The following is a 15,187-nucleotide window of genomic DNA, read 5'->3' on the forward strand; positions in this document are numbered from 1 at the left end:
GGATTGCTCTTTTTGTTTGCAAACTCCCTAAAATAAAGGTTTTAGAACAAAAAAGAGGTAGTCTTTTGACACTACCCAATAGATGGATGGAGGATAGAAAATGAAAAGTGTAAATGCAGTAACAATCAAGGAATTATATGATCTTTCCCATACGGAGGCAAAACCTTTGATGGAGCAGTATACCTATCCGTGGGAGGTGCTTCCACATATTGGAGAATTTATCGTTAAGCTTGGGGAGTCTCTTCCGAAGGAAGAGTATACCGAAGTAGCGGAGCATGTCTGGGTGCATAAGACAGCGAAGGTATTTGCATCAGCATATCTGGCAGGACCGGCAATCATCGGCGCCGAGACAGAAGTGCGCCAGTGTGCGTTTGTCCGCGGAAATGCGCTGGTTGGAAAAGGCTGTGTGATCGGTAATTCCACAGAGCTGAAAAACGTGATCATCTTTGATAATGTGCAGGTGCCACATTATAACTATGTTGGCGATTCTATCTTGGGATTTAAGTCGCATATGGGAGCAGGTTCGATCACATCGAATGTAAAGAGTGATAAGACACTTGTCCATGTGAAAGGAATTGATCCAGAGACAAATGAGAAGTTTGATCTGGAAACTGGTTTGAAGAAATTTGGAGCAATGCTTGGAAATCATGTAGAGGTTGGTTGTAATTCTGTATTAAATCCTGGTACAGTTATTGGCTCAAACAGTAATGTCTATCCGCTTTCCCCGGTACGTGGATTTGTACCGGCAGAAAGCATCTATAAGACGGGTGGCGTAATCGTAAAGAAACACGCATAAGTGGTTAGTTTGTATCAATCCGGGCAGATTGTGCTGCCTGGCGGGCGGCTTCCAGTATGAGCAGTGTGGTGTACTGGTTGTCGCTTGCATATGTAACAGAATCCAGATCACCGGTGATCTGTAGCTGCTCATTGATGGCATCCACGGAAGGTGTTAAAAGCGGATACATGGCTGTGACGGTTTCGTTTGTGTTTGATACTTCGATGTGTGTGACTGCATGTTTGTCGATGGTCGTCTGTAATTCCAGTGTGGTGCCACCAAGATTTAACTGCGAGGTATAGACACCTGGCTGGTATGTGGCAAATGTTTCCGTTGAGATGCTTGTATCTGTGGTATCCTTTTCGTCCTCCTTTGGCGAGAACATATACCAGAGCAGCAGGATCAACAGGATGCCGAGGACGATAAATATGCCAGTGTAGATGAGTTCTTTTGATTTTAAGACGATAATTTTCGTTTTGGATGACATAATAAAAAACTCCCTGTTCAGAATTAGTATAATATATTCTGAATAGGGAGTTTTTATTACTTTAGAATTAGGAAAATCAACACTTACAGGGAAGAATATCCGTGGCTGTTGATGATTCCCTTGATTGGTATGCCGGCTTTGCAGAGTGGGCAGTCAGCAGCAGAGTGTGTTTCGTAATTCGGGATATCCTCGGTACGGAAGATGGTGTTGATCTGCTCGTCGTGAATTTCATCGGCTGCGGAGAAAATCGAAGATACACCGACCACTTCACCACCGTAATATTCGATACACTCGAGTGCGGTCTGCAAGGTCTTTCCGGTTGTAGCAGTTGCTAACAATACAAGGACATGCTTGCCTTTGATCATGGAAAGATAATTCTCACGAAATATAAGCTGTCCGCCAGAGTGCTGCTCCGGGGAAATGATGTATGCAGTATTGTGCAGGTTCGCAGATAAGATACCTGTGTTAAGAAGTTCGTCTGCAAGATAAGCACCGATCACATTTGTACCGTCCAGACAGACGATCGTATCAATGATCGTTGTAGCAGCGTAGCGGGTAGCCAGCACTTTGGCAGCGGCATGTGCTTCGCTTCGACGGCTCTTCAGACTTGTCATATCAATATAGTAGTTGATATGAGAAGAAGATGTTGCGTAGTGACCAGGTGTTACATTCAGTGAGATTAAGTTGCTGGATGTAGACTGTACCTTGAATGTATTTGTGTTTTCCATAAATAGTACCCCTCCTGTGCGTTTTATGACATACTGATATTATAAATGGTATACGGGATTTATGCAAGCAAAGTAGCACAATACACAGAAAATTCACCGTATATTTTCTCCGATTTTTGAGACACCGACATAGATCTGGGAGATCTTATACCACGTTGGAAAATCGACGATTCCACTTACCGGAAGGTTAAAAATAGACTGAAAGGCACGCACGGATTCTGTAGTTGCGGAACCGAAGATGCCATCGACTGTGACAGTTGGAATCGCCGGATAATTCTGCGCGATGCGGTTTAACTGCTCCTGAATCGTAATCACCGGTTCGCCGGAACTTCCAATTGTCAGATCATAGCCCGGATAAGAGGACGGGATTCCGGAGACAATTTCTGCTTCATTTACATACATATCGGATCCGTAATAGTAGTGGATGATATCTATGGCAGAGAAACCATCATCCCCGAGTGCTTTAGAACCCCACTGTGTCATCCAGTTTGGACAGGAGACGCGCTTGCCATCGCAGTATTGTGTGAGAATCGGCTGCTTGACATTTGGACGGGCGAGATAGCGGTTATAGAGCCGGTCCGCAATCTGTGAGATATTCTCGTAAATGGTCTTGCCGTAGATCCATTTGTGATCGTAAGCGGTGGAGGATGTAATAGTGAAATTATAGCCTTTGTTTCGATACCATTCTGTATATACCCGGTTTAAAGTGAAGGACATGATTGCCAGAATATTGGCTTCGATCGTGCTTTCTGGCCAGGTGGAGTAGATCTCGCAGCAGGCGACATTTTTGATGTAGTCGATGTATGGGACATAATAATCGGTAGCAGTGGAGTCGCCGGGGACACCATCATGTACAACGATCGTCTCCGGGACGACGACGCGTGAGAGGACGATCTCGCCACTTTCGGATAAAGGCTTGATCTCCGGCTCGGCGATTTTCGGTGGATAGTATTCCCAGAGCGTGTGTCCGCCGATGACGATTGGGTTATAGACATAGTCGGGTGTCTGCTCGGATGGCTGCAATACGATGGACTGCAATCCGTTTTCGCCAGAGAATATCTGGACGCCCGAGACAAGCCCTTCCTGATAGCCGGGAGCGGAGATCTTTACATTGTATTCAGAATAGGGCTGGTTGTCAGTTGGCTCCATGCTGTATTCACGCGGTGGTGCGGAAAGCTCGATATTTCCGGTCTGTCCGTTTCGGTCTGTGTTGACGGATTCTAAGATCCGGTTTGGCTCTCCTGTGTTTGCGATTTCAATAGTAGCAGAAGAAAGCGGAGAGTAACTGTCTGTGCCTGTGACTATGACATTTAAATTTCCTGTATCACTAGAATATTGATCCATACGAGATACCTTGATTTTTCGTCCATATAATATATGAAAAAGCGTGGAGAATTATGTAAATAAAAATTATACATGTTAAGAAAAAACACTTGACAAGCAGAGAAAAAGCATGTATGATGCAAAAGGTTTGTAAATGAAAAATACTTTACAGGTGATTCAGATGGAGAAGTTTGTACGTCAGTCATTGCTCTATGATTTTTATGGAGAGCTGTTGACGCAGACACAGAAAAGTATATACGAAGATGTTGTGATGAATGACCTGTCCTATTCGGAACTGGCAAGGGAATATGGAATCTCCAGACAAGGCGTGTTTGATATGATGAAGCGCTGTGACAAGAAGCTGGAGGACTTTGAGAAAAAACTGAAATTAGTAGAAAAATTTGAGAATGCCAGAGAGAAGGTAGCCACGATACAGACTGAGATTCAGGCATTGCGGGAACGCAATGAAAATCCGACGCTGGATGGAGCGTTTGCGGATATTGACACGAATCTGACCGGGCTGCTGGATGATTTTTAAAAGTTCGATGTTTGGTTTTGTTTGGGAGGAGACGCATGGCGTTTGACAGTTTAACAGACAAATTGCAAAACGTGTTCCGGAAGTTGAGAAGCAAAGGAACGATTACGGAAGCGGATGTAAAGGAAGCGATGAAAGAAGTAAAGCGTGCGCTGTTGGAGGCGGATGTAAACTTCAAGGTCGTAAAACAGTTTATCAATTCGGTTAGTGAACGTGCGGTTGGAGAGGAAGTCTTGAAAGGATTAAATCCCGGACAGATGGTAATCAAGATCGTAAAAGAAGAGATGGACAAGTTGATGGGCTCAGAGACAACCGAGCTGAAGCTTCTGCCATCCAATGAAATCACGATTGTGATGATGTGTGGTCTGCAGGGTGCAGGTAAGACAACAACCGTTGCAAAGCTTGCAGGCAAGTTTAAAAACAAGGGTAAAAAGCCGTTGCTTGTTGCATGTGACGTTTATCGTCCGGCGGCAATCAAGCAGTTGGAGATTAACGGTGAAAAAGTCGGAGTTCCTGTATTTTCGATGGGAGATGGACATAAACCGGTAAATATTGCGAAAGCAGCGATTGAGCATGCCGCAAAGAATGATATCAATTTAGTATTTTTGGATACTGCAGGTCGTCTGCATGTCGATGAAGACATGATGAACGAGCTGGCAGAGATCAAGGAAAATCTGAATGTGACATACACAATTCTGACTGTCGATGCGATGACTGGTCAGGATGCAGTCAATGTAGCGACATCATTTAATGATAAGATTGGCATTGATGGCGTGATTTTGACGAAGCTCGATGGTGATACCCGTGGCGGTGCCGCACTTTCCATCAAAGCGGTGACAGGAAAACCAATCCTGTATGCCGGAATGGGAGAGAAGCTCACGGATCTGGAGCAGTTCTATCCGGATCGTATGGCGAGCCGAATCCTCGGCATGGGCGATGTGGAGAGTCTGATCGAGAAAGCACAGTCAGCAATCGATGAGGAAAAGGCAAAGGAGATGGAAGAGAAGTTTAAGAAGGCTTCTTTCGATTTCAATGATTTTCTTGATCAGATGGAACAGATGGAAAAGATGGGTGGCATGAATGATATTTTGAAGATGCTGCCTGGATTTGGAAATAAAAAACAACTCCAGAATCTGGAGATTGACGACAATGCGATGAATATGCCGAAGGCAATCATTTTGTCGATGACGAAGCAGGAACGTTCGCATCCGGAGATCATCAATCCGAGCCGCAAGAAGCGTATTGCAGATGGTGCAGGCGTTCCAATCAGCGAAGTAAATAAGCTGATTAAGCAGTTTGAACAGTCCAGAAAAATGATGAAGCAGATGTCCGGTATGATGGGTGGAAAGCGCCGCGGCGGATTCAAGCTTCCGTTTGGATTTTAATTTTTGATAATAGTATAACTATTATATATAGACGAAAGAATTTTAAGGAGGTGAAATTTAACATGGCAGTTAAAATCAGATTAAGAAGAATGGGATATAAGAAGCATCCTTTTTATAGAGTTGTAGTAGCTGATTCCAGATCACCAAGAGATGGTAGATTCATCGATGAGATCGGAACATATGATCCAAATCAGGAGCCAGCATCTGTAAAGATCGACTCTGATGCAGCTAAGAAGTGGCTTGCTGATGGTGCTCAGCCTACAGATACTGTTGCAAAGCTTTTGAAGCAGGCAGGCATCGAGAAGTAAGACTGATGTGCAAGGGAGGTGCAGGTTATGAAGGAATTAGTAGAACTGATTGCAAAATCCCTCGTTGATTATCCGGATGAAGTTGTTGTAAAAGAGACAATCGATGGAGATACCATAACAATCGAACTGAACGTTGCAGGAGATGATATGGGTAAGGTGATCGGCAAACAGGGCCGAATTGCCAAATCCATTCGTACTGTGGTGAAGGCGGCTGCATCAAAGGGTGATAAAAAGGTAATTGTAGACATCAAATAATTCTTAGATTCCCGGTGCCATATGGCATCGGGAATTCTTTTATCGGAGGAATGAATGAACGAAGATATGTTTCGAATTGGCGTTATCACGTCGACACATGGATTAAAGGGTGAGGTCAAGGTATTCCCGACGACCGATGATCCGGCACGATTCAAGAAGCTGAAAAAATGCTTTATTCGTACAAAAAGTGGCGATGTACCAGTGGAGAAAAAATCATGCAAGTTCTTTAAGAACATGGTGATTCTTTCTTTTTCGGAATTTAATGATATAAATGAGATAGAAAAATACAAGGGCTGTGAACTGTATGTAACACGGGAAGATGCAGTTCCACTCGAGGAAGATGAGTTTTATATTGCAGATGTGATCGACGCAGAGGTGTTCGAGGATAACGGCAAAAAGCTTGGGACACTTGTGGATGTGATGCAGACAGGTGCGAACGATGTGTTTGTCGTGAAGATGGAGAATGGCAAGGAAGTGTTGCTTCCGGTCATTAAGGATTGCGTGTTGGATATCAATGCAGAAGAAAAAAAGATTGTTGTTCACATGATGAATGGACTGCTGGACTAACGATATCGGAGGCAGATATGTATTTTCATATTATGACATTATTTCCGGAGATGGTGCTTGGAGGATTAAATGAGAGCATTACCGGAAAGGCAATTGAAAAAGGACTAATCGGTGTAGATGCTGTGAATATCCGTGATTTTGCAGGTAATCGGTATGGGCACGTTGATGATTATACCTATGGTGGCGGTGCAGGTATGCTGATGCAGCCGGGACCGGTGTATGATGCGTACCAGCATGTGCTTGCGCAGATTGCAGTACGTAAGGAAAAGAAAGGGACATCGGCACAGGCGAAAAAAGTACGTGTGCTTTATATGACACCGCAGGGACAGCCGTTTAAACAGTGCATGGCAGAAGAGTATGCGAAAGAAGAAGATCTTGTGCTTTTGTGTGGACATTATGAGGGCATTGATGAGCGTGTGCTGGAGATGATTGTGACCGATTATGTGTCGATTGGCGATTTTGTACTGACGGGTGGCGAACTTCCGGCGATGATGATTGTGGATGCAACAAGCCGTCTTGTGCCGGGCGTGCTTGGAAGCGATGAAAGTGCGGTATATGAAAGCTTCTATGATGGCTTGCTGGAATATCCGCAGTATACCCGTCCAGAAGAATTTATGGGGAAGAAAGTACCAGAGGTGCTGCTTTCCGGACATCATAAGAACATCGAAGAGTGGCGGTATGAACAGTCGATGCAGCGGACACAGGAACGGCGCCCGGATCTGTATGAGATCTATGTGGAGGCACACCGGGAAGAGCTGGAAAAACGCAGACGAAAAAAAGAAGAAAAAGAACGAAAGCGGCTCCGTCGGGAGCAACGTGCAAAAATGCAGACAAATGAATAACTACTGCTTGTCTTGCAGAGAAATATGGTATATAATTTTTATAATATCGAAAGAAAAACGGGAGAGAAAAACCATGAAAAAAAGAGTATATATTGCAGTTGTTACACTGGCACTTGCCAGTCTGTTTGCAGGCTGTGGAAAGAAATCTGCGGATGCAGCCGTTTCGGTAAAAGATGATGTTGTGGAATTCGTAAATGAAGAGCTTCCAGCAGCAAAGGCAGATCATGACAATGCGATTGGCATTTACAATGCATATTTTACAGGAAGCAGTGATCAGGATCTTGATGCATTTAAGACATCTTTGCAGGATACCGCAATTCCAGCAATGGAGAATTGTATCACAACGATTTCTAATATCGAGGTTGCAACAGATGAGGTAAAAGCGTTAAAGGATTCCTATCTGCAGAGCGTACAGAAAGAATGCGAAGCCATGAAGATGGTTGTCTCAGCGATTGATGGAGAAAATGCAGACTATCTGACACAGGCAGACAGCTTGATTGCAGAGGCAGCTACACTTCGGAGTGACTACCAGACAAAACTTCAGGCAATTGCGAATGAGCAGGGAATTGTAGTAAATCAGTAATGGTAAGAAAGCTGTCGGTGAAACATCCGGCAGCTTTCCTGCGTTATATGAGGAATTTGCGTATGGAACAGACAGAACGTGAAAAGAAAGAACAGGCATATATCACACAGTTAAAGAAGAATATGAACCCGGAGGATGTCGCTGGACTGTATCACCTCTATCAGAAGCTGACAGAGAAAAGCTATTTTCGGACAGATGTGGGATTTGGATTTTTGGCGGAGCTGCGCGATTATCTGTTGAAAAATGGTTACCAGATTGATGCTTATACAATGCCGCAGTTACAGGCAAATAAAAAGGTATCAGAGACGCACACAGATGCACATTTGCGCAGGAAATATGAGCGGCTGTGTGAGAAACAGGAACAGACGGAGAAGGAAGTGGAACGTTTGAATCTGCTTCGTATCCGGCTGACAATCGCGGTTGTCGCACTTGCGGTGGCTGTGATTGGTATGATATTTATTGCAGTGACAAATAAAAATGTTGGATACTTTCATGCTGAACAGAAAGTGCAGGATAAATACGCATACTGGGAGGAACAGTTGGATGCACGCGAGAAGGAATTGCAGGAGTGGGAAGAAGAGCTGAGTGAACAGGCAGAAAAAAACAATGACGCAAAGACACAAAATTGACAAAAATACATGCTATAATCGGGTACAATAAATGATAGAAAATGGTAGTTAGGAGGAACTGGGATGAATGATTTAAAAGTACTGGTCGTGGATGATGAGAGTCGTATGCGGAAACTGGTTCGTGATTTCCTTGTGAAAGACGGATATTCGGTTGTGGAGGCTGCGGACGGTGAAGAAGCGGTCGATGTATTTATGTCGGACAAGGACATCTCATTGATTATTCTGGATGTTATGATGCCGAAGCTGGATGGATATGGTGTTGCGGAGGAAGTACGGAAAATGTCCGATGTGCCGATTATCATGCTGACGGCAAAAAGTGATGAGAGAGATGAGCTGCGTGGATTCGATCTTGGAATTGACGAATATATTACGAAGCCGTTTTCTCCCCGGATTCTGGTGGCAAGAGTAGAGGCAGTGCTTCGCAGAACGCAGGCAGATGCAGATTCAAATGTGATCAGCGTAGATGGAATCGAGATGGATATTGCAGCCCATCAGGTAAAGGTGGATGGGGAACCAATCGAACTTTCCTATAAGGAATTTGAACTGTTAAATTATTTCTTACAGAATCGTGGCGTAGCTTTGTCCAGAGAAAAAATCCTGAACAATGTCTGGAACTACGATTATTTTGGAGACGCCAGGACAATCGATACCCATGTGAAGAAGCTTCGTAGTAAGCTTGGAAGCAAGGGTGACTATATCAAGACAATCTGGGGTATGGGTTATAAGTTCGAAGGCTAAGACCCGAAACTCAATTCGGGTCAAGATATCCATGATGGTTGTTTTTTTCTCAGTATTTATAATTGCGGCATCCTGGCTGCTTTGCAGTTATGTACTTGGAGGAGTATTTCGTTACAGCATCAAAAACAACTTGATCACAACGTACAATTCCTGCAATGAGTTGTTTCAGGATGAGAGCGGAGATTTGTTTGAAAATGGTGATCTGTTTGGACAGATTAAAAATCCGCAGGATGCAGTTGTGATGATCGTGGATTCAGATAATGGAAAATTATATACATCTATCAACGACGAAGGTCAGATGATGGAGGGTATGCGCAGTCTTATGAACAGCATCCGCAGTGAGGATAACGAAAGTCAGTTTGGCACGGGTGAATATATCATCCGAAGAAACCATGATACAATAACGAATGCGGATTATTATGATCTGATTGGAAGACTGAACAATGGATATGAGGTTTTGCTGCGTACACCGATTGCACGTGTCGAATCGGTTATGCAGGTTATGACGCATTTGTTTATCTATATCTGTATCGGGCTTATGGTATTTGGAACATCCTTTATGCTGTTGTTCAGCAATATTTTCGCGGCACCGATCAAGCGGATGTCCAAGGCTGCAAAAAGGATGAGTGAACTTGATTTTGACGTAAAGATTCCGGTTACAAGTAATGATGAGATCGGAGAACTTGGCAACAGTATGAATGAGATGTCCGAGAAGCTGGAACAGACAATCTCGGAACTGAAAGCAGCCAATATCGAGTTGCAGCGGGATATTGCAGAACGTCGTAAGATCGACGATATGCGGAAGGAATTTCTGTCACATGTATCGCATGAATTAAAGACGCCAATCGCTCTGATCCAGGGCTATGCAGAAGGTTTGAAAGATGATATGTGTGACGACAAGGAAAGCCGTGATTTCTATACGGATGTTATCATTGATGAGTCACATAAGATGAACACAATGGTCAAGCGTCTGCTTACGTTAAATGAGATTGAATTTGGCGATACGAAGCTGAATATCGAGCGGTTTGAACTGGTTGGTTTTGTGAATTCGATTCTGGCATCCACCAAGATTCTGGCAGAGGAAAAGGGTGCGGAGATTATATTCGAGGAAGAACCACCTGTGTATGTATGGGCAGATGAGTATATGATTGAGGAAGTCTTTACGAACTATCTGACAAATGCAATCCATTATGTACGAAAAGATGGTGTGATCCGTATCTCATTTAAACCGATGGGCAACGATATCCGTGTCTGCGTTTACAATCAGGGTGACTGGATCGCCGAGGAAGATATTGGACGTGTGTTTGAGAAATTCTATAAGGCAGATAAGGCACGGACAAGAGAGTACGGTGGTAATGGAATCGGTCTTTCCATTGTTGCGGCGACGATGGAAGCACATGGAAAGAAATATGGCGTGGAGAATGTAGCAGACGGAGTGCTTTTTTACTTTGATTTGGATGCTAATGTGCTTGCCGATAAGTAAAATAAGTGGTAAAATTATTTTATCCTTGTGGGTAAAGAAATAGGCAATGCATATGACATGAGAAGATAGAGTATGAGAAAAAAGCAGGAAGCAAAACACGCAAATAAAAAAATATGGAAACGGCGGCTACTGGCAGGGCTGATCGCATGCGGCATATTTGTGACAACTGGTTGCGGACAGGTGATTGACCTGACCGATGAAGAGAATCATCTGATCGCAGAATATGCGGCAGAGCTGTTGCTGAAATATGACCGGAATTATGATACCCGTTACAATCCAGATGAACTGGAGGATACGACGGAGACTATGACCGAGACCGATGCGACGACAGAAGCAACTACAGAGGTGGTGTCGACAACGGAGGCTGCAACTACAGAGCAGGATGCACCTGCGGATGGTCAGACGACGCAGGCACAGCCGGTGACAGACGAAGCAGTTAAGGAAGACATCGGAGCAACTGTGGATTCGGATTTTGATATCGCTGCATTTGTCGGGGAGAGCCGCATCTCTGTCCGGTATGCATATTACATGGTGGTGGACAGTTATCCATCGTATGATCAGGATGGTATGTATATCGAGGTGCAGGCACCGGAAGGGTATAAACTGTTAGTATTGAAGTTCGAGGTAGAAAACAAGACAAACGAAGAACAGGCTGTTGATCTGTATAATAAAGATGTCAATTATAATATTGTCGTGGATAACAGCCGGACAACCAAGCAGATGCTGACGATCTTAGCAGACGATCTGTATACTTATGACAAGACGATTCAGGCGAGCAGCCGGGAAGAAGCGGTGCTTTTGTATACGGTTTCTGATTCCGTGGCAAACAAATGGACGGACTTGAAATTACAGATAAAATATGGCGGAACAAGTGCTGTGTTACAGCTTGAACAGTAAGAGCGGTCTTACATAGAGGGCTTGCATAAAGGAGGGTACATATGGATTCAAATATTTTATTGGAGAGCGGTACAAACGAACTTGAGGTTCTTGAGTTCATCATAAATGGCAATCATTATGGAATCAATGTAGAAAAGGTGCGGGAGATTCTTCCATATCAGGAGATTACACCGGTTCCAAATTCACACCCATGTATTGAAGGAATCTTCATGCCACGTGGGGATATCATTACAGTTATTGATCTGTTCCAGACGCTGGGATTCCCGAATCCGGATAAGCAGAATAACTTTTTGATTGTGACGAACTTTAACAACTTAAATATTGCATTTGATGTACAGGCAGTGCTTGGTATCAACCGTGTATCATGGAAGGATGTTGTGAAGCCAGATGCAACGGTCAGTGGCCCGGGAACTGGAATCGCGACAGGTATTATTAAGAATGCGGATAATCTGTTGATCATTCTTGATTTTGAGCGGATTGTGGAGGGTATCTGTCCGGAAACAAGTTTGAAGATTTCTCAGGTGACAGAGTTGGAAGATCGTGAGCGTAACAGCATTCCAATTCTGGTTGCAGAGGATTCTATGATGCTCTGTAAGCTGATTGAGGATGCACTGCACAGAGCCGGTTATACAAAGCTTACAATCAAGAACAACGGACAGGAAGCATGGGATTATCTGTGTGAACTGAAGAAGAATAATGGTGTAGAATATGGCGCGAAGTGTCTGATTACAGATATTGAGATGCCGCAGATGGATGGACATCATCTGATCAAGAAGATTCGTGAGACAGAAGGATTAAAGCAGATTCCGATTGTGATATTCTCGTCTTTGATTAACGATGATATGAAGCGGAAGGGTGATCTGCTTGGCGCAGATGCACAGATCAGCAAACCGGAAATCGGTCAGTTAGTAGGAATTCTGGACAGTCTGGTGGCAAGCCAGATATACGGAACAAATAAGTAATATTATGCCGGCAGGTTTCCTGTCGGCATCTGAAATTTATAGCATATGAGGTGAGAGAGATGGATTTGAAGAGTACCGGAAAGACAAAAGAAGAAATCAAAGAGATGTATAACAAATACTTCTATGAGACATTTCAGCGTTTTGATTTCATTGCAGAAAAAGGCGAGGATGACTATGTCATCGATGAGACTGGAAAACGGTATCTCGATTTTATGGCGGGTATTGCGGTTAATTCAGCCGGACATTGCAATAAGAAGGTTGTGGAAGCAATCATGGAGCAGTGCCAGCAGATGATGCATGCGTCCAACTATTGTTACACGATTCCGATGGTTATGCTTGCACAGCGTATCTGTGATGCTATCGGTATGGAGAAGATTTATTTCCAGAATTCCGGGGCAGAGGCAAATGAAGTTATGATCAAGCTTGCCAGAAAATATGGAAAAGATAATTTTGGACCAAACCGTTATCATATTGTAACAGCCAAGAACAGCTTTCATGGACGGACACTTGCGACTCTGGCAGCAACCGGACAGCCGGGAACAGCAATCCAGAGAAACTATGATCCGATGATTCCTGGATTTTCTTATGCAGAGTTTAACAATGTACAGGCATTTGCAGATGCGTGTACGGACGATACGATTGCAATCATGGTAGAGCCGGTACAGGGAGAAGGCGGTGTGATTCCTGCAACGAAGGAGTTCTTACAGGGCTTGCGCAAATTGTGCGATGAGCGTAATATGCTGTTGTTATTTGATGAGGTACAGACTGGCTGGGGAAGAACCGGAAGTCTGATGGCATATATGGGATACGGTGTGAAGCCGGATTGTGTCAGCATGGCGAAAGCAATGGGCGGCGGAATGCCGATCGGTGCAATGTGTACAAGTGCGAAGCTGGCGCTTACATTTGGACCAGGTGCACACGGAAGCACCTATGCAGGAAATCCGGTTGCCTGTGCGGCAAGTTATGCACAGATCGGAGAAATCATAGATCAGAAGCTTCCGGAAAATGCAGATAAGATCGGTGCATATTTCCGTGAGAAACTATTGAAACTTCCATGTGTGAAAGAGGTACGTGGACGTGGACTTATGATTGGCGTTGAGTTCAACAAGGATATTGCAACTGACGTGAAGTATCAGTCTGCCGACGAAGGTCTTCTGATCACAGCGGTTCGACCAAATGTGATCCGTCTGGTTCCACCACTCAATATTACAGAGAAAGAATGCGATGAAGCATTTGCAATTTTACATAAGGTTGTATCAAAGTTGGTATAATGAAGGTAAAGTGTTTTTGACAGGAGGCTATGACAATGAGACGTAAAAATGCATGGACAACGTACAATAAAAAGCAGTTAGATGAGCTGGAGAAGCTTTGTAAGAACTATCTGAAGTTTCTGGATAAAGGAAAGACGGAACGTGAGTGTGTAAAGCAGATTGTAAAGCAGGCAGAAGAAAAAGGCTATGTGAATCTGGCAGATATCACAAAGGATAAGAAAGCACTCAAGGCAGGTGATAAAGTATATAGCGTCTGCATGGACAAGACAGTTGCCCTGTTCCAGATTGGAAAGAAGAAGCTTGAAAAGGGTATGAACATCTTAGGTGCACATATTGATTCGCCTCGTATGGACGTAAAGCAGAATCCGTTGTATGAGAGCGAAGAGTTTGCATATCTGGATACACATTACTATGGTGGTATCAAGAAATATCAGTGGGTAACATTGCCACTTGCATTGCATGGTGTGGTTGTAAAGAAGGATGGAACTGTGATCACAGTCAATGTCGGTGAGGATAAGAATGATCCGGTCTTCTGTGTGACGGATCTGTTGATCCATCTGGCTGGTGAGCAGATGGAGAAAAAGGCAAACAAGGTAATCGAGGGAGAAAACCTGGATGTCCTCGTAGGCAGTAAGCCTTTGGAAGGAAAGGAAAAGGATGCAGTGAAAGAAGGTATCCTTGAGATTCTGAAAGAGAAATATGATATGACAGAAGAGGACTTCATGTCTGCAGAGATCGAGGTTGTTCCAGCCGGACATGCACGGGAGGCAGGTCTGGATCACAGTATGGTTATGTCTTATGGACAGGATGACCGTGTCTGCGCATATACATCTCTGGCAGCGATGCTGGAAGTGGAGGAAGTAGAAAAAACAACCTGTTGTCTGCTTACAGACAAAGAGGAGATCGGAAGTGTCGGTGCGACAGGTATGCAGTCCCGTTTCTTCGAGAATTCCGTGGCAGAGCTGATGGATGCAATGGGAGAATTCAGCGAGTTATCGTTGCGCAGATGTCTGGCAAACTCCAGCATGCTTTCATCCGATGTAAATGCAGCGTATGATCCTTTATTTGCAAATGCATTTGAGAAAAATAACGCGTCTTATTTTGGACGTGGTGTTGTATTCAGCAAGTTTACCGGTTCCAGAGGAAAATCTGGAAGTAACGATGCAAATGCAGAATACATTGCGCGTATTCGTAAGATGATGGATAAAAATGAGGTCTGCTTCCAGACGGCAGAACTTGGAAAGGTCGATGTCGGTGGTGGCGGAACGATTGCCTACATCCTGTCATTGTATGGCATGGAAGTGATCGACTGTGGAGTTGCGGTTTTAAATATGCATGCACCTTGGGAAATCACATCCAAGGCAGATATTTACGAGGCGTACAAGTGCTATAAAGTCTTCTTAAAAGAAGCATAAAAAA

At 44.0% G+C, this 15,187-nt stretch carries 18 protein-coding genes; 15 read left to right on the forward strand and 3 right to left on the reverse strand.

Annotated elements, in window-relative coordinates; translation table 11 throughout:
* Positions 1-100 precede the first annotated feature (100 nt).
* Positions 101-796: a transferase gene (locus tag AAAT93_RS05395; RefSeq protein WP_021985183.1), complete on the forward strand. Its 696-nt coding sequence runs from the start codon at positions 101-103 to the stop codon at positions 794-796.
* Between the two features lie 4 nt (positions 797-800).
* Here AAAT93_RS05395 and AAAT93_RS05400 read toward each other — a convergent pair whose 3' ends face one another.
* From AAAT93_RS05400 to AAAT93_RS05410, 3 genes are all read right to left on the reverse strand, one after another.
* Positions 801-1,262, reverse strand: a complete 462-nt coding sequence (locus AAAT93_RS05400) for a hypothetical protein (protein ID WP_118373427.1) — start codon at positions 1,260-1,262, stop codon at positions 801-803.
* An 83-nt stretch (positions 1,263-1,345) separates the two neighbouring features.
* Positions 1,346-1,990, reverse strand: a complete 645-nt coding sequence (locus AAAT93_RS05405; RefSeq protein ID WP_118544861.1) for an orotate phosphoribosyltransferase — start codon at positions 1,988-1,990, stop codon at positions 1,346-1,348.
* Positions 1,991-2,083: 93 nt separating this feature from the next.
* Positions 2,084-3,334: a peptidoglycan-binding domain-containing protein gene (locus AAAT93_RS05410; protein ID WP_195540930.1), complete on the reverse strand. Its 1,251-nt coding sequence runs from the start codon at positions 3,332-3,334 to the stop codon at positions 2,084-2,086.
* A gap of 133 nt (positions 3,335-3,467) precedes the next feature.
* Here AAAT93_RS05410 and ylxM point away from each other — a divergent pair, with 133 nt between their 5' ends.
* From ylxM to AAAT93_RS05480, 14 genes are all read left to right on the forward strand, one after another.
* Positions 3,468-3,851: a YlxM family DNA-binding protein gene (gene ylxM, locus AAAT93_RS05415; RefSeq protein ID WP_021985179.1), complete on the forward strand. Its 384-nt coding sequence runs from the start codon at positions 3,468-3,470 to the stop codon at positions 3,849-3,851.
* Positions 3,852-3,886: 35 nt separating this feature from the next.
* Entirely contained in the window at positions 3,887-5,233 is a 1,347-nt protein-coding gene (ffh, locus tag AAAT93_RS05420) for a signal recognition particle protein (RefSeq protein ID WP_021985178.1), read from the forward strand.
* A 62-nt stretch (positions 5,234-5,295) separates the two neighbouring features.
* Entirely contained in the window at positions 5,296-5,541 is a 246-nt protein-coding gene (rpsP, locus tag AAAT93_RS05425; RefSeq protein WP_021985177.1) for a 30S ribosomal protein S16, read from the forward strand.
* A 27-nt stretch (positions 5,542-5,568) separates the two neighbouring features.
* On the forward strand, positions 5,569-5,796 hold the full coding sequence (locus AAAT93_RS05430; RefSeq protein ID WP_021985176.1) for a KH domain-containing protein: 228 nt from the start codon (positions 5,569-5,571) through the stop codon (positions 5,794-5,796).
* 54 nt (positions 5,797-5,850) lie between these two features.
* Complete coding sequence (gene rimM / locus AAAT93_RS05435; protein ID WP_021985175.1) at positions 5,851-6,363, forward strand: ribosome maturation factor RimM; 513 nt, start codon at positions 5,851-5,853, stop codon at positions 6,361-6,363.
* Between the two features lie 17 nt (positions 6,364-6,380).
* The gene (gene trmD, locus AAAT93_RS05440) at positions 6,381-7,205 is read left to right on the forward strand and encodes a tRNA (guanosine(37)-N1)-methyltransferase TrmD (protein ID WP_021985174.1); all 825 of its coding nucleotides are present in this window, start codon (positions 6,381-6,383) and stop codon (positions 7,203-7,205) included.
* 73 nt (positions 7,206-7,278) lie between these two features.
* Positions 7,279-7,788 (forward strand): hypothetical protein, encoded by a 510-nt coding sequence (locus AAAT93_RS05445; RefSeq protein ID WP_118734246.1) that lies wholly within the window; start codon positions 7,279-7,281, stop codon positions 7,786-7,788.
* 62 nt (positions 7,789-7,850) lie between these two features.
* Positions 7,851-8,417, forward strand: coding sequence for a hypothetical protein (locus tag AAAT93_RS05450; protein ID WP_227573484.1), 567 nt, complete (start codon positions 7,851-7,853; stop codon positions 8,415-8,417).
* A gap of 63 nt (positions 8,418-8,480) precedes the next feature.
* Positions 8,481-9,155 carry a response regulator transcription factor gene (locus tag AAAT93_RS05455; RefSeq protein WP_021985171.1) on the forward strand — a complete coding sequence of 225 codons (675 nt, stop codon included), beginning with the start codon at positions 8,481-8,483 and terminating at the stop codon, positions 9,153-9,155.
* Between the two features lie 31 nt (positions 9,156-9,186).
* The gene (locus tag AAAT93_RS05460; RefSeq protein ID WP_117780614.1) at positions 9,187-10,638 is read left to right on the forward strand and encodes a sensor histidine kinase; all 1,452 of its coding nucleotides are present in this window, start codon (positions 9,187-9,189) and stop codon (positions 10,636-10,638) included.
* A gap of 72 nt (positions 10,639-10,710) precedes the next feature.
* Positions 10,711-11,535 (forward strand): hypothetical protein, encoded by an 825-nt coding sequence (locus AAAT93_RS05465; RefSeq protein WP_118670602.1) that lies wholly within the window; start codon positions 10,711-10,713, stop codon positions 11,533-11,535.
* Between the two features lie 41 nt (positions 11,536-11,576).
* The gene (locus AAAT93_RS05470; RefSeq protein WP_021985168.1) at positions 11,577-12,497 is read left to right on the forward strand and encodes a chemotaxis protein CheV; all 921 of its coding nucleotides are present in this window, start codon (positions 11,577-11,579) and stop codon (positions 12,495-12,497) included.
* Between the two features lie 59 nt (positions 12,498-12,556).
* Complete coding sequence (locus AAAT93_RS05475) at positions 12,557-13,768, forward strand: aspartate aminotransferase family protein (RefSeq protein ID WP_227573485.1); 1,212 nt, start codon at positions 12,557-12,559, stop codon at positions 13,766-13,768.
* Between the two features lie 35 nt (positions 13,769-13,803).
* The gene (locus AAAT93_RS05480; protein ID WP_021985166.1) at positions 13,804-15,183 is read left to right on the forward strand and encodes an aminopeptidase; all 1,380 of its coding nucleotides are present in this window, start codon (positions 13,804-13,806) and stop codon (positions 15,181-15,183) included.
* Positions 15,184-15,187 lie beyond the last annotated feature (4 nt).

The sequence above is a fragment of the Coprococcus hominis (ex Arizal et al. 2022) genome, from assembly GCF_040094675.1.
Taxonomy (GTDB): domain Bacteria; phylum Bacillota; class Clostridia; order Lachnospirales; family Lachnospiraceae; genus Coprococcus_C; species Coprococcus_C hominis.

Bases quoted from the DNA above. Each gene is read 5' to 3' on its own strand.
- AAAT93_RS05460 (WP_117780614.1), top strand. From the start codon at position 9,187: ATGATGGTTGTTTTTTTCTCAGTATTTATAATTGCGGCATCCTGGCTG.
- rimM (WP_021985175.1), top strand. From the start codon at position 5,851: ATGAACGAAGATATGTTTCGAATTGGCGTTATCACGTCGACACATGGA.
- AAAT93_RS05445 (WP_118734246.1), top strand. From the start codon at position 7,279: ATGAAAAAAAGAGTATATATTGCAGTTGTTACACTGGCACTTGCCAGT.
- AAAT93_RS05475 (WP_227573485.1), top strand. From the start codon at position 12,557: ATGGATTTGAAGAGTACCGGAAAGACAAAAGAAGAAATCAAAGAGATG.
- AAAT93_RS05480 (WP_021985166.1), top strand. From the start codon at position 13,804: ATGAGACGTAAAAATGCATGGACAACGTACAATAAAAAGCAGTTAGAT.
- ffh (WP_021985178.1), top strand. From the start codon at position 3,887: ATGGCGTTTGACAGTTTAACAGACAAATTGCAAAACGTGTTCCGGAAG.
- AAAT93_RS05470 (WP_021985168.1), top strand. From the start codon at position 11,577: ATGGATTCAAATATTTTATTGGAGAGCGGTACAAACGAACTTGAGGTT.
- rpsP (WP_021985177.1), top strand. From the start codon at position 5,296: ATGGCAGTTAAAATCAGATTAAGAAGAATGGGATATAAGAAGCATCCT.
- AAAT93_RS05400 (WP_118373427.1), bottom strand. From the start codon at position 1,262: ATGTCATCCAAAACGAAAATTATCGTCTTAAAATCAAAAGAACTCATC.
- AAAT93_RS05450 (WP_227573484.1), top strand. From the start codon at position 7,851: ATGGAACAGACAGAACGTGAAAAGAAAGAACAGGCATATATCACACAG.
- ylxM (WP_021985179.1), top strand. From the start codon at position 3,468: ATGAAAAATACTTTACAGGTGATTCAGATGGAGAAGTTTGTACGTCAG.
- AAAT93_RS05405 (WP_118544861.1), bottom strand. From the start codon at position 1,990: ATGGAAAACACAAATACATTCAAGGTACAGTCTACATCCAGCAACTTA.
- trmD (WP_021985174.1), top strand. From the start codon at position 6,381: ATGTATTTTCATATTATGACATTATTTCCGGAGATGGTGCTTGGAGGA.
- AAAT93_RS05395 (WP_021985183.1), top strand. From the start codon at position 101: ATGAAAAGTGTAAATGCAGTAACAATCAAGGAATTATATGATCTTTCC.
- AAAT93_RS05430 (WP_021985176.1), top strand. From the start codon at position 5,569: ATGAAGGAATTAGTAGAACTGATTGCAAAATCCCTCGTTGATTATCCG.
- AAAT93_RS05455 (WP_021985171.1), top strand. From the start codon at position 8,481: ATGAATGATTTAAAAGTACTGGTCGTGGATGATGAGAGTCGTATGCGG.
- AAAT93_RS05465 (WP_118670602.1), top strand. From the start codon at position 10,711: ATGAGAAAAAAGCAGGAAGCAAAACACGCAAATAAAAAAATATGGAAA.
- AAAT93_RS05410 (WP_195540930.1), bottom strand. From the start codon at position 3,334: ATGGATCAATATTCTAGTGATACAGGAAATTTAAATGTCATAGTCACA.